This is a genomic window from Mangrovibacter sp. MFB070 (genome assembly GCF_000705335.1).
Lineage (GTDB): Bacteria > Pseudomonadota > Gammaproteobacteria > Enterobacterales > Enterobacteriaceae > Mangrovibacter > Mangrovibacter plantisponsor.
Window position 1 is genome coordinate 161,112 of sequence record NZ_JJMI01000011.1, and the last position, 23,858, is coordinate 184,969.

The following is a 23,858-nucleotide window of genomic DNA, read 5'->3' on the forward strand; positions in this document are numbered from 1 at the left end:
AACCGGCATAATGCCGGTTTCTTTTTTGCGATCATGAGTGACTTTCTGTTAGTGCGTGCTGGTACTTGTTCAGCATTTCTGTAAGTCGACGTACTGGCTCGGTAACACTAAGCGGTGCATCCCACTGCTCCAGTTTTTGCTGGTAAATAACTAACTCGTGCAACAAACGCTGAAAGTATTCACGCCGCCGGAAATTATTGGATGACGACGTAATACGGTCTGCTGTGCGCCGTAATTGCCGGTGAAAAGCCGACAACTCATCATTTACGGGAACCGGGGCATCGCGCAGGCGCTGATGGGCAATAATCAGGTTAAGCGCCAGCCGAAAGCGCGCAATATCTCCCGGAAACTTATTCAACAGCAGGAACAATTGTTGGTACAGTGCTGGTAAATGATTTTCCTTACGGCGCACCACATTTGTGGTGAGTGAAGATACAGCGGCTGACATAAGCTGGTTCAAAATATTCTGCCCGGTTTGTTCGCGCGAATTATCCCGAATGACAGAAATTACGATCATAGCCAGCACCACGCCCACCAGCTGCCCCAATGCATTGTCCAGGAAAAAATTGAAATCAAACTTCATGGGGTTATCCAACACAATAATGTTGATAGTACCGGCAAGCGTCGCCATTGAACCCAACTGGCGTTTTTGCACCTGAACCCCAATGAAAAAACCAAGAATAGCCAGACTCAGGCACAGCAAAAGCATGCTTTGCTGTGTTGCGGGGATAATAAACAGGAAATAGAGTGCGCCAAGTGGCAATGCCATCAGCATGCCGTATACAAAATCAAGACACACCATACGTGGGTTAGGCAGACGCATCGCCAGTGAAGTGACAACGGCTATCATCACCATCGCACCACTACCTGATGTCCAGCCCGTCCACAACCAGAACAGTGTACCCAAAATACAGGACACCGACGTGCGCCAGAAGTTAATCATCGCATGATGGCGTTCCGCTGATACCGGCTTAACAACCGGCTCCCCATTGAGAACCTCTTCTTCAACGGCACTGATTTTAGTATTCGCGTTAACACCACGTTTTAACAGCAAAAAACGAGTTGCGGAGCCCACCCAGGTATAAATCGTAACGGGTGTATCATCACCACTGATTGAAATAACCCGGCGCATCAGTTTCAACCGCCGGTGAACATCAGCGGCCGATTCAACCGGCAGTTCGAACAAGTAATGGAACTCCGAGGGTACGGCTTCTGGGCGGGTATTCTGAATCAAAAAGGTTTCAGCAGCCTGAGTTATCATGGTCAGCGACAAGGAGTGGATAACATTCAAACGGCGAGTCGCTTTATCCCAACGGGAGGATTCCAATTTTAAATTACTTCTCATCCCGTTTAGTGCATTCGTGCGTCGCAGCAAATTACTCCAGGCTTTATCAACATCTTCGCGAGAACTGTGCGCAATGCACAGTTGCATCAACCGGTAATGGTCAACGACTATCTCTTCCAGCTCTTTATCAATTTCTTGTTTAATTGAGCGCGGTGAAAACAGCAGGTCAGCAACAATAGCGCACATTATCCCAATGACGATTTCACTGCAGCGTTCTACAGCAAACTGCGGAGTCAGCAGCGGGGCTTTCTGTATGGTAATTACAATGATCAGCGCTGTATAACCGGAAAGCCCCCATGCATATGAGTTTTCGACCCGAACCAGAGAAGAAACCCAGGTACAAAAACCCGCCCATATGCAGCAGACTATCAGCATAAGTAACGGGGCCCGAATCAATAAAATGATAATGGCCAGTGCGGCAAAACAACCAATGAATGTCCCAATAATACGTAACATTCCCCGGTAGCGAATAGCCCCGGAGTAAGGCTCTCCACCTGCAGCAAAAGCCGGGCCCGCAGCAACAATGGCAGCGGTCAGTACAGCCCAGCGAGGGGTCTCAAGCTGAAAATGAAACCCCACAAACAGCGCCAGCACAATGGCTGTAGCCAGCTTGATAGCAAAGCGCAAATGAATCTGAGAGATGGAGAAAAAGCCCATGATAATTAACCAAACTCACGAAAACGGCGGAAAAACTTACTGATAAAAGACATGTTCTCAGTATTCCGGTCATGCTTTCCGGTAACAACAACCGTTGCCGTTGTGCCTGCCGGGAACAAGTTGCCATACTGCTTATCCAGGTGAATACGCACCGGAACCCGTTGCGCCAGACGTACCCATTCAAGGTTTGAGTCAACGCTCGCCATGCCTTTCGTATCCTGGCTGCTGCTGGCGTTTGTCACCCCGGCGGCAATACTATTTACCGAACCATGTAAAACCTTATTACTCCCCAGAGGCGTAATTTCGACACGGTACCCGGGCCGCACGCCATCCAGCTTAGTTTCTTCCATGTAAGCCACTACATAGAAAGAATTTTCTTTCACCAGCGCTACGGATGTTGAACCACGAGTAATAAACTCACCGGCATAAACATTAAGGTTGGTTACCCAGCCATCTGCTGGGGCATAAACAACAGTTCGCGCAAGGTCTAGTTTTGCCACATCTCGAGTTGCCCGGGCTTTTGCCAGTTGGTGTTCCATTGTCTGCAGGCTATTGTTCGCCTGATCGATTTGTTCTTTTGCCACTGCACCAACCCCCAGGCGGTTACGGCGAATGGCTTCACGACGTTTCTCTTCTACCTGAGCCTGGTAGTACGCAACATCCGCCTCTGCTTCTGCCAGAGCCTCTTTGTAACGCGGCTGATCAATCACGAACAGTACCTGCCCCTTTTTCACCAACTGGTTATCATGAACATCAACGTGCTCAATCAAACCGGAAACATCCGGTGCAATAGCCACAATATCGGCACTAAAGCGGGCATCTCTTGTCCAGGGCGACTCGGTATAAAACGACCAAACTCGGAATACAGCAATAAAGGCCAGAATAACCAACACCACGGTGATTGCCGTGCGGGTCAGATTTTTTGTTAGTGTTTTCACTTCTACCTCAAACAAACAGGCGGGTTATTAACCAGAACAGACAACAATACAAAGCTGTATTGAACAATGCAGGGTGCCAGACAAAATCATAGATACCAGTGGGAACCAGTACTCTACGCAGCCCCCAAAATAGTGCCAGCGATAATAGCAACTCGAAAAAAATCGGCGGAAACGAAAGGCCGAATACTACAATAACCGGAAATAGAGTCATTTTTGTCCTGATATGAACGGAGCAGGCGATACCATTAATTTTGTTAACACACCGTAGCCACATCAAACGAAGAATTTTGCAGGCAGGAACTACGCAGTGCTCAATCTAATAATAATATATTAGCGTAACTGTTATGCTGTTATCTATAATCTGTGATCTAAATCACTTTTAAGCCAGAGTGAATAATGGAACGACTTAAACGGATGTCAGTCTTTGCCAAAGTAGTTGAACTGGGGAGTTTCACCGCCGCGGCAAGGCAATTGCAAATGAGTGTCTCGTCAATCAGCCAGACTATTGCAAAACTGGAAAATGAACTTCAGGTAAAACTACTTAATCGCAGCACTCGTAGCCTGGGCCTGACTGAAGCGGGGAAAATTTATTATCAGGGCTGCCGGCGCATGTTGCACGAAGCGCGGGAAGTACACGAACAACTTTACGCGTTTAACAACACGCCGATAGGGACACTGCGCATTGGCTGCTCCTCAACCATGGCGCACAATATTCTGGCCGTCATGACAGCCAACATGCTGAAAGAATACCCCGGGTTGTCTGTTAACCTGGTGACAGGTATTCCGGCACCAGACCTGATTGCCGATGGGCTGGATGTAGTTATTCGTGTTGGTGCGCTGAGTGATTCCAGCCTGTTTTCCCGGCGCCTGGGTGCCATGCCAATGGTTATCTGTGCCGCGAAAAAGTATCTTAACCAGTACGGTATACCGGAAAAACCCGCCGACCTGAGTAACCACTCGTGGCTGGAGTACAGCGTTCGCCCGGATAATGAATTTGAGTTGATTGCTCCAGAGGGGATAACCACGCGGATGACCCCCCAGGGGCGGTTTGTTACTAATGATCCTATGACATTATCTCGCTGGTTAAGTGAAGGTGCAGGGATTGCCTATGTGCCACTGATGTGGGTACTGGATGAAATAAAACGGGGAGACCTGGAAATATTACTGCCTCGCTACCAGTCTGATCCTCGCCCAGTCTATGCGCTGTATACTCAAAAAGATAAATTACCGCTGAAAGTGCAAGTCTGTATTAACTGGCTGATGGAATACTTTGTGAACGTTGCAGAGACTTACCAGGAAATGCATGGTCGGCATAGTAATCAGGGGTAAAAAATAAGCCGCCATGAAAATGGCGGCCTGGTATGTAACCCGTATGTTGTACTGTTCCTGTTATCAGGCCGTTCCGCCAACAGTGAGGTTATCCACTTTAAGTGTCGGTTGCCCCACTCCGACAGGAACACTCTGCCCTTCTTTACCACAGACGCCGACGCCGTTATCCAAACGGAGATCGTTACCCACCATTGAGATCTGCTGCATCGTTTCGATACCAGAACCAATAAGCGTTGCCCCCTTCACCGGTTTCGTTACTTTCCCTTTTTCAATTAAATAGGCTTCTGAAGTGGAGAAAACGAATTTCCCGGAGGTAATATCAACCTGACCACCGCCAAAGTTCGGGGCATACAGGCCATATTCAACGGATGCAATAATGTCTTCTGGTGTAGACTTGCCTGCCAGCATATAGGTGTTTGTCATACGCGGCATCGGTAAGTGCGCATAAGATTCACGCCGGCCATTACCTGTCGGGGACATATCCATCAGGCGTGCGTTCATTTTATCCTGCATAAACCCTTTGAGTACGCCGTTTTCAATCAGTACGTTGTACTGCCCGGGCACCCCTTCATCATCAATCGCAACAGAACCACGACGATTTGCCAGCGTGCCGTCATCAACGACTGTGCAGAGTTCAGACGCCACCAGTTTGCCCATCTGGCCACTGAATACAGAAGTCCCGCGACGGTTAAAATCACCTTCCAGGCCATGCCCGACGGCTTCATGTAACAATACTCCCGGCCAACCGGCGCCTAATACAACCGGCAGTGTACCGGCTGGAGCAGCCACCGCGGACAAGTTGACCAGCGCCATACGAAGGGCTTCGTGCGCCCAGGAATCAGCCCTGACTGTGCCATCTTCTTCTTCAAGGAACCAGGCATAATCAAACCGGCCTCCACCGCCACTTGAGCCGCGCTCGCGTTTGCCATCTTCTTCAACCTGCACACTGACTGATAAGCGGACTAATGGTCGTACATCGGCTGCCAAAGTACCATCCGTGGCAGCAACCAGTATCAACTCGTACACACCCGTCAGGCTGGCATTCACTTCTTTCACGCGGGCATCGGCAGAACGAGCCACGTTGTCTACACGGCGTAAAATATCCAGCTTTTCCTCACGGCTCATACCTTGCAGTGGATCGAGCTGCATATAACGTGCGGGCGTTGCTACAGCGCTAAACGCTTTGGTTTGACCTTCTCCTTGCTCCTGCACAATGCTGCGTGCGGCCCGGGCACTTTGTTGCAAGGCCTCAAGGCTAATCTGGTCTGCATAAGCAAACCCAGTTTTTTCACCGCTTATTGCACGAATACCGACACCCTGGTCAATATTCCATGAACCATCTTTAATAATACGGTCTTCCAGAACCCAGGATTCGTGATAGCTGGACTGGAAGTAGAGATCGCCGTAATCAAGGCGACGCTGTGATAATTGACCCAGGATAGAAAACAAGTCTTGATGACTTAATCCATTCGCGGACAATAACTGCTCGGTTACCAGATTCAGACTCATCGTGCTTATTACTCTTATGCTGACCACCCAACGGGTGGTGAAATGTTTTATCTATTGAGCTTGCGGTAATTCATCGCTAACGTCAAATCATTGCGTGGCGGTTTTACGAGGTTGCCGTAATACTTCGTTAATCCGCGGCTTATCTATCGGGCCCGTGATTTGGTAGCGCAACAAGGCAATTTTACTCCACAAAGGCCCCAGAACTTTACTGGCGGCAAACACCGCCGCACCAACTATAGGGTTCACCGCAAAAGCCGTAGCCACCCCCACAGTTGCTGAAATTTCAGGTGCCACAGCAGCTTCAATGTTCAACTGCCGGTTAACCAAATCAACAGTACCTTTCATTGCTATATCAGCTTCCAGCCCGTCCACCAGCGTATCATCGGTGTGCAACGTACCGTCTTTAATCCAGGCAGTGCTACGGATGGAGTCAAAATAAAAACCACTGCCAAAAGTATCACTGAAATCAAAGCGCAATTTGCGCAATAAGGCATCAAAACTCACCAGCCGCAGAAGTTGGCCTGCATGCCCTGTTTCCAGTTCAGATATTTTGCCTTTACCCAGTTTGGTTTTAATTACCCCATTCAGTGAGGCAACATCAGGATGCCAGGGAAGATTGCGCCAGTGCAGGTCGTATTCGGTGTTGAAAGAAGCCCCTTGTAGCGGAGTACCAACGCCAAAGAAGCCGGTTGCCTTATCGATCGACTTGCCGCTCAGGACGCCTTTAAGCGATGTCCTTTCACTACCCGGCTGGTTAACCCACTCACCACTCGCCGTCAACCGTGCAAAACCCGTATCAATAAGGCCCTGAGTTAACGTAAGAGTATTACCCTTAATCGCTAAATCTGCGTTAATACGGCCATATTTTTGCCCCATCAGCCAACAATCCGCGCAGCGCATATTCAAATCAGGCCACTGGCTAAAATCAGTTGTACTGCCGGTCGCCGCCGACGTGTTTTCAGCCGTTTTATCAACCTTGAGCTCAGATAAAACCGGGTTGTAATAAAGGTAGTTCAGCGATACATCCCATGGGGTATTTTCACGCCGGGTTAATTTGCCATTAATTTCACGCCCGGTTACGTCAACAACTGTGCTGTCGGCAGCTTTATGCATCACCAGATTGAGGTTGTTCCATGCCTGGCCTGCAAACTGGAATGAAGGTGTTCTCAGTGTGACAGCATCCGGGAAGCTCGCGCTGTTGCTTACTGTTTCAGCCGTCCCGGCTTGTAAGACAGCCAGCCATTGAGCACCATCAAGTGGTGGAAGGTTAAGTTCCACCATTTGGTTTTCAGGTAACGGGGGAATACTCCGCGAATCAGACACCCAAATAGCTCGATCCAGTGTCAGTTTTTTATTGAGTAACCAGTGGCTATTAAAGTGCGTGCTCTTCCCAAGGCTGCCGGTCAGAGAAAAACTGTGCATGTCACCTTTCGTTTTGATGACCAAAGGCAAAGGCTCACCAGCAGGTTTAGCCGCCGGGACAGGTAAGTGACTACTTACATTTTTCAAGTCACCTGTGAGGTCTACCTGCCAGGTTGCATCCCCCCGATAAGGTAAGGTCACCCCAACATTCCCTTTCCAGCCGAAAGAACCTTTTAAATTCTGGCTAAGAGCATCAGGCAATACACCAGTACTGGCAGCCTGCCAGTTACCATTCAGGTTAATATCCACCTGATACGCTTTTTCCTGCTCTTGTGTTGTGAAATCAACGGTAAGAGGCTGATTAAACCAGGTTGCCTGCAGCGGCCCACTAGTTAAATTGCCATTGTTAAAGCTGAACTCGCCGCTCAGGTGATGCAACGTGCTGTTAAGGGGAACAACCAACAACGTGTTATCACGCAAAGAAACATTTCCCTGCGCTGTCGTCATTTCACCATCTAAAGGTATAGCCAAATGTAAGCGAGCGCTTACATCTCCTTTCAGTTTGAGTTCATCAAGGGTTGTGCCAAGCGTATCCGCCAGAGGCGTTTGTTTGAAATAGGGTCCAACAGATTCCCCCGGTCCTTTGATATCAGCATCAATAAATAGTTTTTCTTTAGCATAGTCAGGAATCACGGCGTCCAGATTACTGGCAGTAACCCCGCCCAAAATCGCTTTGGGTGCCTTCATCCACAAACCGTCATTACGAAAATCGAGATCAATATCAAGATGCTGGAGTGCAGGCCAGTCTGGCTGGAAAGCAAAAGTCGCGTCTTTGAGTGGAACAAAAACCTGGAACTGACCTTCATTATGCAGATATGGGAAGAAATGAGGGTTTCCTGAGTAAACCAGTGTCGCATTTTGCGCTTTCCCGGCTTTAATCGCACCACTGAGATAATCCACCAGCGGTTTGCCCATCAGGTTTTCCGGGAAATAGCGCCATGCCTGCCCCCCGTCAGTTGCCGTGATCCCGGCCAGTATTTTAAGCCAGGGCTGGTCACCTTCTGGGTGCTGATAACTGAAATCGCCATGAGCCTGAACACCATTGGCCTGTACATTGATATTACTTCCGTCAATCCGCAGACCCTGAGCATCATTCTGCCAACGTAAAGTGGCATCACCTTGTGCGATTTCCAGTGGTGCGCGGAAAACATGCTCATATGGCATACGGGCATCATGGATATTCATAAAAAGACGGCCATTGTTCAGGCTGCCCATAATATTGCCGCCAACATGCTGTGCACCTGGCAATAGCTTCCACTGGTTCCAGGAAAGGTCATGCCACTGCGCCTGCATGCGCAATGTTTCTGGTTTATCTAAGGGAATATCCAGCGCCAGTAAGTCTATATTTCCTGCCGGGTGCAGAGTACGCCAGACATCGACAAATTTGGGAGCAAATGTTTCCGCCAGCGGGAGCAACGGCGCCAGGTAATCAGGAGTCAACTGGTTCGCCCGAATGCGTAGTTCCCCCCCTGAAAACGCTGGAGTAGCCGTTTTTTTTGTAGCATCGGGTAGCCAGGCAAGCACCATACTCCCCTGAGCCCACGACTGCTCATCCAGTTTCAGACCTGATAACGGAAATTGCACTTGCCAGCCGGTGCCCAGCTTAGAGATATGGGTAAGCAGATTTTGTACCGAAAGCTGATGCCGGAATTTGTCACCAGACCATTCCGCGCCACCTTGCTGTAGCCAGATATCCGCGCTCTCCAGTTCACCGTCTTTGATATTGACCCAGGTCGCCATGCTGAAGCGTGCACGATTCAACTTAACGTTGTCCTGCATCCACTCACCAAACCAGGGCTTAACATCGACATCATCTGCCTGCATCCAGATTTTCCCGGAATTCAGGGTGCCATTTTGGTCACGCAAATCCATGCGCACATTCACCAGCCCGTGTTGCCCGTTAAAACTGGACAGGCTTATCTCACCTTCGGCCCGGTGACGTTTATTGTCATTCAGCCAGGTTAAATGAGGAATATGTAAGTTGGCTCGCTGGCCTGAAAGCGTTAAAAAGCTGATGTTGCTGTCGCGCAAATCGAAGTGGTCAAATTGCCGTAAAAACAGATCATTGAGCTTGCTGACCTCAAAATCTGTCGTTTCACCGTTATGGGAAATGGCCGTATTGGTCACGGCGTTTAATTGGTAGAAAGTAAGATCACGGAATTGCCAGCGAGTGTGTAACAAGCTTTGCCAGATATCCAGCGCCAGCGTGACTCGCTTGATAGTGAGGGTGCCTCTGTCTTTCAGGAGGACATTGATGTCACGAATATCCAGGGTTGGGCCAAATGTCTGCCATGAAGCATGGATTTCACTGGCTTCGACAGGAATACCGGTAACCTGTTCAACTTTAGCAAGAATGGGTTCCCGCCAGCTATTCAGATGCGGCAAGGCAAGGCGCAGCCCACTGACCAGTAGCGCAATAACGACAACCAGTGCAGCAAAGGTGAGCAGCAAGATGCCCGGCAGTCGCTTCACATTTCTCTCCTTGTCTGCTGGCGGCAGTGCTACATCATGACCACATCAAACTGCTCCTGATTATAGAGCGGCTCTATCTGAACTTTAACTTGTTTACCTACGAAAATTTCTACCTCAGCCAGTGCATGAGATTCTTCGCTCTTCAGTGCTTCAGCAACTGACGGAGAAGCGTAAACCAGGAAACGGTCAGAATCATAAGCATGATGGACGCGCACAATTTCACGCATAATCTCGTAGCAGACGGTTTCGACGGTTTTTACAGTACCACGCCCATGGCAAGTTGGGCATTCACTGCACAGAACGTGCTCCACACTTTCCCGTGTACGCTTACGGGTCATTTCCACCAGGCCAAGGGCAGAAAAACCATTAACACTGGTTTTAACACGATCTTTGCTCAGAGCCTGCTCCAGGGAGTGTAATACCCGACGCCGGTGGTCATCATTACTCATGTCGATAAAATCGATAATGATAATCCCACCCAGGTTGCGCAGACGTAACTGCCGGGCAACGGCCTGAGTCGCTTCAATGTTGGTGTTAAAGATGGTGTCATCAAGGTTACGGTGCCCCACAAAAGCGCCCGTGTTGATATCAATGGTGGTCATCGCTTCTGTCTGGTCGATAATCAAATACCCACCAGATTTCAGTTCAACCTTGCGCTCAAGAGCACGCTGGATTTCATTTTCAACATCGTAGAGATCAAAGATAGGCTGGCGGCCACTGTAATGTTCCAGCTTGGCTGTCATATCTGGAATATATTCAGCAGTAAACTCCAGCAGCATTTCATATGTCAGCCGGGAGTCTACGCGAATTCTGTCCAGTGAGGCATCAGCGAAGTCACGCAATACTCGCTGAGCCAGTGCTAACTCACCATACAGCTGGCAGCGGGTTTGAGGGCGTTTACGGCGTTCAATAACTTTACGCCAGACGCGTTTCAAGTAAGCCGCATCAGAAGCCAGGTCTTTCTCACATATACCTTCTGCCGCGGTGCGAATGATAAAACCGCCCATTTCGTCGCAATAAACACTCACAACCTGTTTGAGGCGCTCACGCTCTTCTTCACTTTCAATGCGCTGTGATACACCAACATGGGACGCACCAGGCATGAAAACCAGATAACGGGAAGGGAGTGTAATATCTGTCGTTAAACGGGCGCCTTTCGTACCCAGGGGATCTTTCACCACCTGAACCACCAGATCCTGCCCCTGACGAACTAACTCGGAAATATCCCGTACCGTGAAGTTTTTCTGTTCTTCACCCGCAACACATTCAGTATGCGGCATGATATCTGAGGCATGTAAGAATGCTGCTTTATCAAGGCCAATATCTACAAATGCCGCCTGCATGCCCGGAAGTACACGACTCACGCGACCTTTGTAGATATTGCCTACAATTCCCCGGCGAGCTTCACGTTCAATGTGGATTTCCTGCAGAATTCCACCATCAATGTAAGCCACCCGAGTTTCAGAAGGGGTAATATTGACTAATAACTCAGCCGTCATGATTGTTTTTTCCTTCGCGTAACGCACTAAACGTCGCTATTAATGCATCAGTTTCAACCAGAGGCAGGCCAACCACAGCGTGGTAACTACCATTAATTTTTATCACAAAACGCCCCCCCAGCCCCTGGATTCCATATGCTCCAGCTTTATCCATTGGTTCACCTGATGCAACATACTCTGCGATATCACGCTCTGATAATGGGCGAAATGTCACCTCAGTCACTACCAGGCAGTCCAGCAAATGGGTGCTATCCGCAATGGCAACTGCAGTCATAACCTGATGCGTTTTCCCGGAGAGTAACTGTAACATAGCACAGGCATGGGCTTGATCCTGCGGTTTTTCAAGAACTTCTCCATTTAATACCACAATGGTATCTGCACCTAATACCGGTAAATCCCGGGAGGCCATGCCAACCCCGGCAGTGGCTTTATCCCGGGCGAGGCGTGACACGTATTGTTGCGCGGTTTCCCCTGGCTGGCGGATTTCATCCACACCAGTAACAATGCGTTCAAATGAAACGCCCAGCTGCGTCAGCAATTCCTGGCGACGAGGTGAACCTGAAGCGAGATACAATGTTGTCATCATTACCTGCTACTGCACAGCAAATTGCTGGCGCACTTTGCGCATAAGTAAGAAAAGCCAGGGCCAAAGCACGCCATTGACCACACTGCTCCAGTAAATCTCCGGATGAAATGTAACGTCAATGACCAAAAACTCAGCCCAGAAGACAAGTAAATCAGCAGCCAGAGAGAGCACTACAATCACTAACGCCTGTTGCCATAAAGCAAGATTGCGCAATAGCTGAAATTTTAACGCAACCAGGTAGGCAATAATGCTCAGTGAAAGTGCACGGATACCCAGCGTTGAGCCACTGATAAGATCAAGTATGGCTCCCATTATAAATCCGGTACCAACATTTACCCTGTGCGGCAACGCCAGTATCCAGTAGATAAGGATAAGCAATACCCAATCTGGCCGGAAAACAATGATTTGCTCCGGCCATGGCATAACCTGCAATATCAGCGCAATGATAAAAGATAAAACGATTACCCAACGCCCCTGGCTACGATAACTCGCCACTACTGACCTCCCTGTAAGGATGGCGCTCCGTTTTGGGGTTCAGTAGCTGCCGGTGGTTGAGACAGGCCCGTTGCTGGCGCAGGTATTGGCGCAGGCGGCCCCATTTGCCCCGGAGCTGGCAATACTTGCGGCATCATTTGCATCAGGCGCTCATTGGCAACACGGTGGACTTCATCTGGTGTCATTGGGTGTAACCCCTGGCGGTCGGCCCCCCACAGCAATAGCAAATAGCGTAAGCGCTGCAGACCCGCAGTAGGACGCGCCTGGATAACAGTGTAAGCACGCTGTGTATCCAGTTTGACAGAAGAGACTACCGCCACGGGGTAACCTTCCGGGAAACGCCCACCCAGACCGGATGTCACTAACACATCCCCGACCCGGATATCTGTATTGGCAGGTAAATGTTCAAGCTGGAGATCATCTGTGCAGCCATTACCTGCAGCAATAACACGGATGTCATTACGCAGTACCTGAATAGGTAAAGCATGTGTGGCATCGCAAATTAACAACACCCGGCTGGTAAATTTCGCTACGGCAACAACCTGCCCAACGACGCCTTTGTCACTGATAACCGGCTGGCCTTCATAAACCCCATTCACGCTGCCTTTATCAATGACGACCTGGTCACTGTATGGGTCGGTACCCGCCGAAATTACCTGCGTCACCATTTTTTGCTCATCCTGACGCAAAGGGGAACCCAGTAATTCACGCAGGCGTGCGTTTTCCTGCCGATACTGCCCAAGCAGAAGCAAATCACTGTTCTTTAGTAATAATTCCCGACGCAGAGCACGGTTTTCCAGCTCTAGTTGATCTCGCGATGCCAGAGTCTGTGACACGCTGTCCAGCAATGCCCGCGGGCCATTGGAGATAAAATAGAAAGGGCTGACAGCCGTATCCATATAGGCCCGGATCTGACTAAACATACCCAGGCGGCTGTCCGCAACAATGACGCCCAGCGCCACCGCTACGGCCAGAAAAAGGCGAATCTGTAGCGAAGGGCCACGGCTAAAAATAGGCTTCATAGGCTATGCGTATTCCTGGGCTGGCAACAAGGGCAATCAGGCGATTGCCCCTTTCAGCATTAATTACTCTTCGCTGAACAAATCACCGCCGTGCATATCGATCATTTCCAGCGCTTTACCACCGCCACGAGCAACACACGTCAGAGGATCTTCAGCAACAACAACAGGAATGCCCGTTTCTTCCATCAACAAGCGGTCCAGATTGCGCAGCAACGCACCACCACCTGTTAATACCATACCGCGTTCAGAGATATCAGAAGCCAGTTCTGGCGGGCACTGTTCCAGCGCAACCATAACCGCACTCACGATACCTGTCAGAGGCTCCTGCAGGGCTTCAAGAATTTCATTTGAATTCAGCGTGAACCCACGAGGCACACCTTCAGCAAGGTTACGCCCACGAACTTCAATCTCACGAACTTCGTCGCCCGGGTAAGCAGAACCGATTTCATGTTTAATACGTTCGGCTGTCGCTTCACCAATCAGTGAGCCATAGTTACGACGAACATAATTAATAATAGCTTCATCGAAACGGTCGCCGCCAATACGAACAGAAGAGGAGTACACCACGCCATTCAGAGAGATGACCGCAACTTCAGTTGTACCACCACCGATATCTACAACCATAGAACCGGTTGCTTCGGAAACCGGAAGGCCTGCACCAATTGCAGCAGCCATCGGCTCTTCAATCAGAAAGACTTCACGTGCACCAGCACCCTGTGCGGACTCACGGATAGCACGACGCTCAACCTGAGTGGCGCCAACAGGCACACAAACCAGTACACGCGGGCTTGGGCGCATAAAGCTATTGCTATGCACTTGCTTGATAAAGTGCTGCAACATTTTCTCGGTCACGAAAAAGTCTGCAATAACGCCATCTTTCATAGGACGAATAGCAGCAATGTTGCCAGGTGTACGGCCAAGCATTTGCTTTGCATCATGGCCTACTGCAGCCACACTCTTCGGCGAACCAGCACGGTCCTGGCGAATGGCCACAACAGACGGCTCATTCAACACAATGCCCTGTCCTTTTACATAAATAAGGGTATTCGCGGTACCCAGGTCAATGGACAGGTCGTTGGAAAACATGCCACGAAATTTTTTCAACATACTAAGGGATAATCCTGCAAGCTGGGGCGGAAACAAAATCCGCTTACTTTACCAACCACTCGACGCAGCGACAAGGCGCAAAAACGTTCTGCATCGGTGAAAAATAGTGCAATTCATTTCCAGCTTTACAAAGTTGCTACCTGGCTCCCGGTGTACCAGTAAAATGCCACTAAGCAACTTTATATTTTGTTACATGGCTGGCTATAAATTGTCCGGTTTGCTGAGATACTCCGTCCGGCAAGCCGAGGCTCCCATAGGATTCAGCGGACGTTATTCTACGTGAAAACATCACAAACGGCAGGTTAAACCGAGTATCTTTGCAAATATTTTTTTACGTTCGTATCCAGTGCCTGTGTTGCAGCAATAAAATCACCCTGCGCGCCACTGACACCGCGATCAACTAACGTTTGCCACTCACCACGAGCCCTGACACCAGTGGCAAAAACTCGCGTCTGCATGCCGGTACATGCTTCAACAAGACTTCGTATCAACAACTGATTCTCTGTGCGCTTTTCGATATTGCGCACCAGACCGGGGTGAAGTTTGATCAACTCCACATTCAGTTCCTTTATATAAGCCGTACTGACCAGTGTCAGACCAGCCTGATTGACGGCAACTCTGCTACCCAGCGCTTTGATTAACCGAATAACAGATTGCAGACGACCGATATGTTGACACACATCTGCCTCAGGGAGTTCCAAAATAATTCGTCGCCTTAACGATTTCTCACATTGCATGAGTGTGTCACGTAGCCAACGCTGAAAAGGAGGGCGCAGCAGAGAATCCACCGTAATTGAAAATGCGAAGGTTTCTTCAGGCCAGAACTGGAGCAACTGGATTCCCCGGCTAATCATTTGCCGGTCCCAGGAATCAGCAAGACCAAACTGTTGCACTACTGGCATGTATTCAGCCGAAAGTACCTCCTGCTGCCCGTCAAATATCCGGCACAACAATTCCCGATGGTGCACCACGCCATCCTGCATCACTGCGGGTTTCTGGTAAATCCGTGGTCCACCTCGTTGTAAAACCCCTTCCAGCAAAGTACGCCAACGCACATTGCCGCGCACTTTTTCTGGGGTTGATTCATCCCAGGTTGACCAGCCATTGCCACCATGAAGCATTGCTTCCCGGGTAGCCACTTCAACCTGTTCCATCACCTGCTCAGTTGTTTGCCCACTGCGCCACGCGGTAATCCCAATATGCAGCATATCGTTACGGTCCAGCATAGGAGTGGGGGGCAGTGCATCTACGGCATTAAGTAACTGGCCGGCAATGCTACCGGCTTCTTTTAGCGAGCGGTGGGGTAACAGCACAGCAAAATCACTGTGATAATAACGCGCCAGTAATGCTCCCGGGTAACGCATGATAAAAGTGGAAAGCATGTTGACCAGGCTGTAGAGATAATCATCAACAACACTTCTTCCCCAGGTTTCATGCAGCATTTCAAAGTCAGGCAGGCGAATCATCATAACAACACCATGACTCTGAACGTTGTCCTGCCCTTCGAGCAAGGTTGCCAGTTGATTATCAAAAAACAGACGATTATTCAGCCCTGTTCTGGAATCCTGAGCAGCATAGGCACGAATCAGGTTCTCCACCCTGCCTTGTTGCTCGCCAGCATTTTGGATATCAGCCAACAGCACATCAAGTGCACTACTCAGGTTGTGAGGCCATTCATCCATTGTTCCCCGAATTCCTGCCCGGCGTTCCCCCTTAAGAATACGAATAGCCCGGGCTTCAAGATGTTCCAGCCCCTGAAACTGCCGTTTGATCCACCAGACAGCGAGCAAGGCCATTATCACGATGAACAACACCGCAATAGATAATGGTGTGGTTGCCAGAATAGAGTGAAAGTAATTGGCCATTGGATCCATCCAGACCAGCGTCAGTGTCATACCTGGGTGTTTAACCAGAGGGACATTCAGCGATTTATACTGCTGAGGAAGACCTGCCGGGTTATACCCTTCGGGCTGGTCATGGAGAAAAATGGGCACACCATCCTGGCGGATAACCATTCTCACCACATCAACAGGCGTCATAATTTCATCGAAAAAGCGTGACTGAGTTTCTGGCGGGTACTCTAGCAGGCGATTATCTACGATAGTGGCGATCGCACTCACCCGCTGGTTCAGCTTCACCTGAACCGCGGTATAGAAACTCCATGAACACCCTATCAGAACAGCCAGCATGGCCAGCCCGGACAGTAATGTCACAATGGCAGAGAATTTTGTTGTCAGTCGCATCCTTGTGTGAACTCCGTCGGGCACCTCGTTAATTGGATAATATGCAGACTCGTTCGAAATGAGCGCCAGCCATGAAAACAGATGCACGTAAAACACACTGCATACTAGCAAATATCGCTGCGCTAACCAGGGTTTTTCTCAACAAATCCCCAGTGCTGGCGCAGACAAATCGGCCAACGGGCACTTTCTCTGCCTCATAAGTCTTAACAGAAAGTTGAATATTTGAAACTGGCTTCATCTGATTCTGCCCGCCATGCTTAGAACAACTCACCTGCATGGCAACAAAGGCAATCAATAATGAAAATGAAAAAACACCTCAGTGAAAACGATGTTACTCATGAAAGCGTATTTTTTATGCAACGCCGGCAGGTTCTGAAAATGTTGGGCATTGGCGTAGCCAGTGCTGGCTTGCAGGCAAAAGCACAGGCAGATGTATTGTCGTGGTTTCAAGGGAATGACAGACCGGCAGCACCTTCGGGCAAACCACTGACCTTTACCCGCCCTGAGGCCTGGCAAGCAAAATTGACATTAACTCCGGAAGATAAAGTCACTGGTTATAATAATTTCTATGAATTTGGCCTGGATAAAGCGGACCCTGCAGCGAATGCCGGAACACTGGTTACCGACCCATGGACGCTGACCATAAGCGGTGAAGTTGCAAAGAAAATCACGCTTGATCATGATGACTTATATAAAAAACTGCCACTGGAAGAGCGAATTTACCGTATGCGCTGCGTAGAAGCCTGGTCAATGGTGGTTCCCTGGATTGGCTTCCCTTTAGCCAAACTACTGGCTTTGGCGGAACCCACCAGCAATGCAAAGTATGTTGCCTTCACAACTCGCTACGCCCCCGATCAAATGCCCGGCCAAAAAGACAGATTCATTGGCGGTGGCCTGGCATACCCTTATGTGGAAGGGTTGCGCATTGATGAAGCAATGCACCCTCTGACCTTAATGACAACCGGGGTTTATGGCAAAGCCTTACCGCCACAAAATGGTGCTCCGGTTCGCCTGATTGTTCCCTGGAAATACGGTTTCAAAGGCATAAAATCGATTGTCAGTATTCGTCTGACACGTGAAAGACCACCCTGTACATGGAACCTGGCTGCTCCTGATGAATATGGCTTTTATGCCAATGTAAATCCTCATGTTGACCATCCCCGCTGGTCACAGGCTACAGAACGTTTCATTGGCAGCGGCGGTATTCTTGATGTCAAACGCCAGCCCACACTCTTGTTCAATGGTTATGCGGACCAGGTTGCTTCACTGTACCGTGGGCTGAATCTGCGGGAGAATTTTTAAGTGCGCCTGACACTTCAACATGTTCGAATTCTAAAAGGCCTGTTGCACCTGCTGGCTGTTTTACCACTGATATGGCTATTTTTTGCAGTGCACTATGGTTGGCTAAGTGCAGACCCGGCGAAGGACATTCAGCATTTTACTGGCCGAATGGCCCTGAAATGTTTACTGGTGACATTGCTGGTTTCGCCTCTTGCGAAATATTTGAAACAACCATTACTCATTCGGGTAAGGCGGCTAACCGGGCTGTGGTGCTTTGCCTGGGCATCCCTGCACTTATTGAGCTATCTTTTTTTGGAGCTGGGAATAACGCAATATCGGTTGCTTGGTGAGGAAATTATCCATCGCCCTTACTTGACGCTGGGAATAGCGTGTTGGGTTATTTTGCTGGCACTGGCAGCAACATCGACGCGGAAACTGCAGCAATGGATGGGCAGGCGCTGGCAAACACTACACAACGGAGTGTATCTGGTCGCTATCCTTGCCCCGGTTCACTATATCTGGTCAGTAAAAATTTTGTCTCCACTGCCTTTGTTGTATGCAGGTGCGGCAATCCTGCTATTAATATGGCGATACAAAACATTTCGCCAGTGGTTTCGTCGCCGATAAGCCCGCCGGGCCTGATGCCACAGGCCCTCATCAGTACCCATACTCATCGCATGTTGATTATCTTCCCTGATAAGACCAGTATTTAGCTGCCAAATGCCACGAAATCATTATAATGTGCGACTTTGGTTCGCCCTGGAGCGTTATTTTAGTGCTCTCGGGTGACAATAACAGCCTTAAGGTATATTTTGTAAATTACCTGGAAAATTGCTGGAGATAGCAGCACGATGGCGAACAATTTTCACATTTTGCTTTTGAATGGACCGAATCTCAATATGCTTGGGACACGTGAGCCTGATAAGTATGGCTCACAAACGTTACCCGAGATAGTGGCCCATTTGGAAGCAGAAGCAGAAAGTTTGGGTGCTGTGCTGGATCATCTGCAATCTAACGCTGAACATGTGCTGATTGAGCGGATTCATCAGGCTAAAGACACTGTTGACTATATCCTGATAAATCCGGCCGCATATACGCACACCAGTGTGGCATTGCGTGATGCATTACTGGCTGTGAACATTCCGTTCATAGAAATACATCTCAGCAATGTGCATGCGCGGGAACCTTTTCGCCATCATTCATATCTATCTGATATTGCCTCTGGCGTCATTTGCGGTTTAGGCGCCGATGGCTATTCATATGCACTACAGACAGCGGTAAAACGTCTGTCACAATCAAACTAACAAGAGTACGGAACGCACTCATGGATATTCGTAAGATTAAAAAACTGATCGAGCTGGTTGAAGAATCTGGCATCGCTGAACTGGAAATTTCTGAAGGCGAAGAGTCTGTTCGCATCAGCCGCGCAGTGGTGAACCCGGCTCCCATGATGCAGCAGGCTTATGCTGCTCCGGTTGCCATGCCCGCCGCTCAACCTGCACTGGCATCAGCCGTAGCTCCTGCTGCTGAGCCGGTAAAAGAAGCTTCTGCTGAGATCAGTGGTCATATCGTACGCTCCCCAATGGTTGGGACGTTCTATCGCACGCCAAGCCCGGATGCGAAAAACTTCATCGAAGTGGGTCAGAAAGTCAGCGCTGGCGATACCTTATGTATCGTTGAAGCAATGAAAATGATGAACCAGATCGAAGCGGACAAGTCAGGCGTTGTGAAAGCCATTCTGGTCGAAAATGGTCAACCGGTTGAATTTGACGAGCCGCTGGTCGTCATCGAATAACGAGGCGAACATGCTGGATAAAATTGTCATCGCTAACCGTGGTGAAATTGCATTGCGCATCCTGCGTGCCTGCAAAGAGCTGGGCATCAAAACGGTTGCAGTGCATTCCACCGCGGACCGCGATTTAAAACACGTACTGCTGGCAGACGAAACGGTTTGTATTGGACCGGCGCCTTCAGTTAAAAGTTACCTCAATATCCCGGCAATTATCGCTGCTGCTGAAATCACAGGCGCAGTTGCTATTCACCCAGGGTATGGTTTCCTGTCTGAAAACGCGAACTTTGCAGAGCAGGTTGAGCAGTCTGGTTTTATTTTCATCGGTCCGAAAGCAGAAACTATCCGTCTGATGGGTGATAAAGTTTCTGCAATCACCGCCATGAAAAAAACTGGCGTACCTTGTGTACCTGGTTCTGATGGCCCTTTGGGCGACGACATGGATAAAAACCGTACCATTGCCAAACGCATTGGTTACCCGGTGATTATCAAAGCATCTGGCGGCGGTGGTGGCCGTGGGATGCGCGTTGTACGTAAAGAAGCTGACTTATCCCAGTCCATCACCATGACCCGTGCGGAAGCGAAAGCCGCTTTCAATAACGACATGGTATATATGGAAAAATACCTGGAAAATCCGCGTCATGTGGAAATTCAGGTACTGGCTGATGGGCAGGGTAACGCAATTTACCTGGCTGAGCGCGATTGCTCCATGCAACGCCGCCACCAGAAAGTTGTAGAAGAAGCCCCGGCACCAGGTATCACTCCTGAACTGCGTCGCTATATTGGTGAGCGCTGTGCGAAAGCTTGTGTGGATATCGGCTATCGTGGCGCCGGCACATTTGAGTTTCTGTTCGAAAACGGTGAGTTCTATTTCATTGAAATGAACACCCGTATTCAGGTTGAACACCCGGTGACCGAGATGATCACTGGCGTCGACTTGATCAAAGAACAGTTACGCATTGCTGCAGGCCAGCCATTATCCATTAAGCAGGAAGAAGTTGTGGTTCGTGGGCATGCGGTTGAATGCCGTATTAATGCCGAAGATCCTAATACCTTCCTGCCAAGCCCGGGTAAGATCACGCGTTTTCATGCTCCAGGTGGTTTTGGGGTGCGTTGGGAATCTCACATTTACGCAGGTTATACCGTTCCACCCTATTACGATTCAATGATAGGCAAGCTTATCTGCTTCGGTGAAACCCGTGATGTTGCGATTGCCCGTATGCGCAATGCGTTGCAAGAACTGATCATTGATGGCATCAAAACCAACGTTGATCTGCAATCACGTATTATGAGCGACGAGAACTTCCAGCATGGTGGTACCAACATCCACTATCTGGAGAAAAAACTCGGTTTGCAGGAAAAATAATCCCCTGCAGGAATCTGAAGGGCCGGTTACCGGCCCTTTTCTTTTTTTATTTCCTCTCATCGTCCATAAGGTACAATCCCGGCTTTGATCTTTTACAAGGGATAACGATGGACGCGCGTTTTGTTCAGGCCCACAGAGAAGCCCGCTGGGCACTCTGGCTAACCCTTCTTTATTTAGCTGCGTGGATTGCTGCGGGATATTTACCCGACTCCGTTCAGGGCGTAACAGGCCTGCCTCACTGGTTTGAAGCAGCCTGTGTGGTGGTTCCCGTGGTGTTTATTTTTCTATGCAAAATGATGGTCACCCACATATTCCGCGATATTCCGCTGGAGGAGAACCATGAAGACTGAAGTTCTGCTCCCGCTTGTCGGCTACTTAGCACTGGTATTTGCTATTTCTATTTATGCATTCCGCAGGCGTAAGCAGGGAAACTTTTTGAATGAGTATTTCCTGGGAGGGCGCTCAATGGGAGGTTTTGTCCTCGCCATGACGCTCACGACCACCTATGTCAGCGCCAGTTCGTTTATCGGGGGGCCCGGTGCTGCTTACAAATATGGGCTTGGCTGGGTGCTTCTGGCCATGATCCAGTTGCCGGCTATCTGGTTGTCTCTGGGGATTCTCGGTAAGAAATTTGCGATTCTCGCGCGCCGCTACAACGCCGTGACGCTCAATGACATGCTGTATGCCCGTTACCAGAGCCACCTGCTGGTATGGTTGGCAAGCCTAAGCCTGATTGTCGCGTTTTTAGGCGCAATGACGGTGCAATTTATTGGTGGTGCCCGTTTGCTGGAAACCGCTGCAGGCATTCCTTATGACACTGGGTTGCTTATCTTTGGCGTCACTATTGCACTCTACACAGCCTTTGGCGGATTTCGGGCCAGTGTATTAAATGACGCGATGCAAGGGATCGTCATGCTGCTGGGTACCGTCTTGTTGCTTGTCGGTATTATTCACCAGGCAGGCGGTGTTCATATAGCCGTAGAAAAACTGTCGCATATTAATCCGCAACTGGTCTCTCCAAAAGGAGCAGACAATATTCTGTCACCCACATTTATGGCTTCATTCTGGGTGCTGGTCTGTTTTGGCGTTATCGGTTTGCCCCATACCGCGGTGCGCTGTATTTCTTACAAAGACAGCAAGGCCGTTCATCGTGGGATAATTATCGGCACGATCGTCGTCGCGGTACTGATGCTGGGAATGCATCTCGCGGGCGCGTTGGGACGCGCAATTCTACCCAACCTGACCGTACCTGATCTGGTTATTCCCACATTGATGATCACTGTCCTGCCACCAGCTTTAGCGGGGATCTTTCTGGCTGCGCCAATGGCCGCGATTATGTCGACCATCAATGCTCAACTCCTCCAGTCATCAGCAACGATCATTAAAGATCTCTGGCTCAGAACCCGCCCTGACCAGTCGCACAACGAATCCCGGCTGAAAAAGCTCTCAACCGGGATTACACTGGTACTCAGTGCTTTGCTATTGCTGGCAGCGTGGAATCCGCCAGAGATGATCATCTGGCTGAATCTCCTCGCATTTGGTGGGCTGGAAGCTGTCTTCCTTTGGCCACTCGTACTCGGGCTTTACTGGGAAAAGGCCAATGCTGCCGGAGCCTTATCAGCCATGATCGTTGGTGGTCTGCTTTACGCTGTGCTGGCCACACTGAAGATACAGTATTTGGGCTTTCATCCGATTGTCCCGTCACTATTATTAAGTTTACTGGCTTTTCTCGCAGGTAATTGCTTTGGGCGCCCTGCAATCACCGCCAGTATGAATACCCACCCGGAAAATAAAGAGTTACGCCATGCCATGGATTCAACTAAAGATTAATGCTACCGGTGAAACCGCTGAAGAACTCGGTGATGCCATCATGGAAACGGGCGCGGTCTCGGTCACTTTTCAGGACACCCATGATACCCCGGTTTTTGAGCCCCTGCCGGGCGAAACACGTCTGTGGGGTGATACTGATGTCATCGGGTTGTTCGATGCCGAAGCAGATATGAATGATGTCATTGCACAGCTGTCGGTTCACCCACTGTTAGCATCCGGTTTTCACCATAAAATTGAACAACTGGAAGATAAAGACTGGGAACGTGAGTGGATGGAAAACTTCCACCCAATGAAGTTTGGTAACCGTTTATGGATTTGCCCAAGCTGGCGCGATATTCCGGATCCTGATGCCGTCAACGTACTGCTGGACCCGGGTCTGGCGTTTGGTACTGGTACCCACCCCACTACATCATTGTGCCTGCAATGGCTGGATGGGCTGGATCTGGCTGGAAAAACGGTTATCGATTTTGGTTGTGGCTCAGGAATTCTGGCAATTGCTGCACTCAAATTGGGTGCCGCAAAAGCAATTGGAATTGATATCGACCCGCAGGCGATTCAGGCCAGCCGGGATAACGCTGAACGTAATGGCGTTTCTGACCGGTTATCACTTTATCTACCAGCGGATCAACCAGAAGGCCTGAAAGCGGATGTCGTGGTCGCAAACATTCTTGCTGGCCCATTGCGTGAACTGGCCCCACTTATCGGCGTACTGCCCGTTACAGGCGGCGTACTTGGGCTTTCCGGTATCCTTGCCAGCCAGGCAAGTTCGGTTTGCGCTGCCTACACTGGCCGGTTCGCACTTGACCCGGTGGTTGAAAAAGAAGAGTGGTGCCGAATTACAGGAACCTGCCTCTGAGTTACACCAGCGTGGTGTCTTCGCACCACGCTCTTCTGTTTGATTATCAATCAATTTATCTGCGGCAATTCGCCTTACACACCCGGTTTTCCAGCATATTATCCCGGCCCAA

The 23,858-nt window shown here is 49.6% G+C and carries 20 protein-coding genes; 9 read left to right on the forward strand and 11 right to left on the reverse strand.

The features are described from left to right. Nucleotides 1-31: 31 nt before the first annotated feature. Genes aaeB through aaeX form a run of 3 tightly spaced genes read right to left on the reverse strand, consistent with a single transcriptional unit; the run spans nucleotide 32 to nucleotide 3,151 of the window. Nucleotides 32-2,002, reverse strand: a complete 1,971-nt coding sequence (aaeB, locus tag DT73_RS05310; protein WP_036104987.1) for a p-hydroxybenzoic acid efflux pump subunit AaeB — start codon at nucleotides 2,000-2,002, stop codon at nucleotides 32-34. 5 nt (nucleotides 2,003-2,007) lie between these two features. Then, a complete protein-coding gene (gene aaeA, locus DT73_RS05315) occupies nucleotides 2,008-2,940 on the reverse strand; it encodes a p-hydroxybenzoic acid efflux pump subunit AaeA (RefSeq protein WP_036104990.1) in 933 nt (310 codons plus the stop codon). Nucleotides 2,941-2,947: 7 nt separating this feature from the next. Then, nucleotides 2,948-3,151 (reverse strand): p-hydroxybenzoic acid efflux pump operon protein AaeX, encoded by a 204-nt coding sequence (aaeX, locus tag DT73_RS05320; protein ID WP_036104992.1) that lies wholly within the window; start codon nucleotides 3,149-3,151, stop codon nucleotides 2,948-2,950. A 185-nt stretch (nucleotides 3,152-3,336) separates the two neighbouring features. On the opposite strand from aaeX, the gene aaeR reads away from it, so the two are divergent. After that, nucleotides 3,337-4,269, forward strand: a complete 933-nt coding sequence (aaeR, locus tag DT73_RS05325; RefSeq protein ID WP_036104995.1) for an HTH-type transcriptional activator AaeR — start codon at nucleotides 3,337-3,339, stop codon at nucleotides 4,267-4,269. Between the two features lie 63 nt (nucleotides 4,270-4,332). Here aaeR and tldD read toward each other — a convergent pair whose 3' ends face one another. The 8 genes from tldD to csrD form a co-directional block, all read right to left on the reverse strand. Further along, on the reverse strand, nucleotides 4,333-5,778 hold the full coding sequence (gene tldD / locus DT73_RS05330) for a metalloprotease TldD (protein WP_036104998.1): 1,446 nt from the start codon (nucleotides 5,776-5,778) through the stop codon (nucleotides 4,333-4,335). Between the two features lie 87 nt (nucleotides 5,779-5,865). Next, nucleotides 5,866-9,672, reverse strand: a complete 3,807-nt coding sequence (gene yhdP, locus DT73_RS05335; protein WP_036105001.1) for an AsmA2 domain-containing protein YhdP — start codon at nucleotides 9,670-9,672, stop codon at nucleotides 5,866-5,868. Nucleotides 9,673-9,701: 29 nt separating this feature from the next. After that, nucleotides 9,702-11,171, reverse strand: coding sequence for a ribonuclease G (gene rng, locus DT73_RS05340; RefSeq protein WP_036105004.1), 1,470 nt, complete (start codon nucleotides 11,169-11,171; stop codon nucleotides 9,702-9,704). Continuing rightward, complete coding sequence (locus tag DT73_RS05345; protein WP_036105011.1) at nucleotides 11,161-11,754, reverse strand: nucleoside triphosphate pyrophosphatase; 594 nt, start codon at nucleotides 11,752-11,754, stop codon at nucleotides 11,161-11,163. The genes rng and DT73_RS05345 overlap by 11 nt, the downstream gene beginning before the upstream one ends. Nucleotides 11,755-11,763: 9 nt before the next feature. Next, a complete protein-coding gene (gene mreD / locus DT73_RS05350; RefSeq protein ID WP_036105019.1) occupies nucleotides 11,764-12,252 on the reverse strand; it encodes a rod shape-determining protein MreD in 489 nt (162 codons plus the stop codon). After that, nucleotides 12,252-13,274 (reverse strand): rod shape-determining protein MreC, encoded by a 1,023-nt coding sequence (mreC, locus tag DT73_RS05355; RefSeq protein ID WP_036105031.1) that lies wholly within the window; start codon nucleotides 13,272-13,274, stop codon nucleotides 12,252-12,254. The genes mreD and mreC overlap by 1 nt, the downstream gene beginning before the upstream one ends. A 63-nt stretch (nucleotides 13,275-13,337) precedes the next feature. Next, the gene (gene mreB / locus DT73_RS05360) at nucleotides 13,338-14,381 is read right to left on the reverse strand and encodes a rod shape-determining protein MreB (protein ID WP_000913396.1); all 1,044 of its coding nucleotides are present in this window, start codon (nucleotides 14,379-14,381) and stop codon (nucleotides 13,338-13,340) included. Between the two features lie 302 nt (nucleotides 14,382-14,683). Further along, nucleotides 14,684-16,624, reverse strand: coding sequence for an RNase E specificity factor CsrD (gene csrD, locus DT73_RS05365; protein WP_036105032.1), 1,941 nt, complete (start codon nucleotides 16,622-16,624; stop codon nucleotides 14,684-14,686). A gap of 297 nt (nucleotides 16,625-16,921) precedes the next feature. On the opposite strand from csrD, the gene msrP reads away from it, so the two are divergent. The 8 genes from msrP (at nucleotide 16,922) to prmA (ending at nucleotide 23,746) form a co-directional block, all read left to right on the forward strand. Beyond that, on the forward strand, nucleotides 16,922-17,926 hold the full coding sequence (msrP, locus tag DT73_RS05370; protein ID WP_036105033.1) for a protein-methionine-sulfoxide reductase catalytic subunit MsrP: 1,005 nt from the start codon (nucleotides 16,922-16,924) through the stop codon (nucleotides 17,924-17,926). After that, a complete protein-coding gene (gene msrQ, locus DT73_RS05375; protein ID WP_036105043.1) occupies nucleotides 17,927-18,532 on the forward strand; it encodes a protein-methionine-sulfoxide reductase heme-binding subunit MsrQ in 606 nt (201 codons plus the stop codon). 224 nt (nucleotides 18,533-18,756) lie between these two features. Continuing rightward, nucleotides 18,757-19,209 carry a type II 3-dehydroquinate dehydratase gene (gene aroQ, locus DT73_RS05380; RefSeq protein WP_036105046.1) on the forward strand — a complete coding sequence of 151 codons (453 nt, stop codon included), beginning with the start codon at nucleotides 18,757-18,759 and terminating at the stop codon, nucleotides 19,207-19,209. Between the two features lie 20 nt (nucleotides 19,210-19,229). After that, nucleotides 19,230-19,700 (forward strand): acetyl-CoA carboxylase biotin carboxyl carrier protein, encoded by a 471-nt coding sequence (gene accB, locus DT73_RS05385; protein WP_036105051.1) that lies wholly within the window; start codon nucleotides 19,230-19,232, stop codon nucleotides 19,698-19,700. A gap of 10 nt (nucleotides 19,701-19,710) precedes the next feature. Continuing rightward, a complete protein-coding gene (accC, locus tag DT73_RS05390) occupies nucleotides 19,711-21,060 on the forward strand; it encodes an acetyl-CoA carboxylase biotin carboxylase subunit (RefSeq protein ID WP_036105054.1) in 1,350 nt (449 codons plus the stop codon). Nucleotides 21,061-21,167: 107 nt separating this feature from the next. After that, nucleotides 21,168-21,410, forward strand: a complete 243-nt coding sequence (locus tag DT73_RS05395) for a YhdT family protein (protein ID WP_036105058.1) — start codon at nucleotides 21,168-21,170, stop codon at nucleotides 21,408-21,410. Continuing rightward, the gene (gene panF, locus DT73_RS05400) at nucleotides 21,400-22,890 is read left to right on the forward strand and encodes a sodium/pantothenate symporter (protein ID WP_051691276.1); all 1,491 of its coding nucleotides are present in this window, start codon (nucleotides 21,400-21,402) and stop codon (nucleotides 22,888-22,890) included. The genes DT73_RS05395 and panF overlap by 11 nt, the downstream gene beginning before the upstream one ends. Further along, on the forward strand, nucleotides 22,865-23,746 hold the full coding sequence (gene prmA, locus DT73_RS05405) for a 50S ribosomal protein L11 methyltransferase (protein ID WP_036105063.1): 882 nt from the start codon (nucleotides 22,865-22,867) through the stop codon (nucleotides 23,744-23,746). The genes panF and prmA overlap by 26 nt, the downstream gene beginning before the upstream one ends. The last annotated feature ends 112 nt before the right edge of the window (nucleotides 23,747-23,858 follow it).

Coding starts and splice junctions, on each gene's coding strand:
- aaeB (WP_036104987.1), bottom strand. CDS start 2,002: ATGGGCTTTTTCTCCATCTCTCAGATTCATTTGCGCTTTGCTATCAAG.
- aaeX (WP_036104992.1), bottom strand. CDS start 3,151: ATGACTCTATTTCCGGTTATTGTAGTATTCGGCCTTTCGTTTCCGCCG.
- aaeR (WP_036104995.1), top strand. CDS start 3,337: ATGGAACGACTTAAACGGATGTCAGTCTTTGCCAAAGTAGTTGAACTG.
- tldD (WP_036104998.1), bottom strand. CDS start 5,778: ATGAGTCTGAATCTGGTAACCGAGCAGTTATTGTCCGCGAATGGATTA.
- rng (WP_036105004.1), bottom strand. CDS start 11,171: ATGACGGCTGAGTTATTAGTCAATATTACCCCTTCTGAAACTCGGGTG.
- DT73_RS05345 (WP_036105011.1), bottom strand. CDS start 11,754: ATGACAACATTGTATCTCGCTTCAGGTTCACCTCGTCGCCAGGAATTG.
- mreC (WP_036105031.1), bottom strand. CDS start 13,274: ATGAAGCCTATTTTTAGCCGTGGCCCTTCGCTACAGATTCGCCTTTTT.
- mreB (WP_000913396.1), bottom strand. CDS start 14,381: ATGTTGAAAAAATTTCGTGGCATGTTTTCCAACGACCTGTCCATTGAC.
- csrD (WP_036105032.1), bottom strand. CDS start 16,624: ATGCGACTGACAACAAAATTCTCTGCCATTGTGACATTACTGTCCGGG.
- msrP (WP_036105033.1), top strand. CDS start 16,922: ATGAAAATGAAAAAACACCTCAGTGAAAACGATGTTACTCATGAAAGC.
- aroQ (WP_036105046.1), top strand. CDS start 18,757: ATGGCGAACAATTTTCACATTTTGCTTTTGAATGGACCGAATCTCAAT.
- accB (WP_036105051.1), top strand. CDS start 19,230: ATGGATATTCGTAAGATTAAAAAACTGATCGAGCTGGTTGAAGAATCT.
- accC (WP_036105054.1), top strand. CDS start 19,711: ATGCTGGATAAAATTGTCATCGCTAACCGTGGTGAAATTGCATTGCGC.
- DT73_RS05395 (WP_036105058.1), top strand. CDS start 21,168: ATGGACGCGCGTTTTGTTCAGGCCCACAGAGAAGCCCGCTGGGCACTC.
- panF (WP_051691276.1), top strand. CDS start 21,400: ATGAAGACTGAAGTTCTGCTCCCGCTTGTCGGCTACTTAGCACTGGTA.
- prmA (WP_036105063.1), top strand. CDS start 22,865: ATGCCATGGATTCAACTAAAGATTAATGCTACCGGTGAAACCGCTGAA.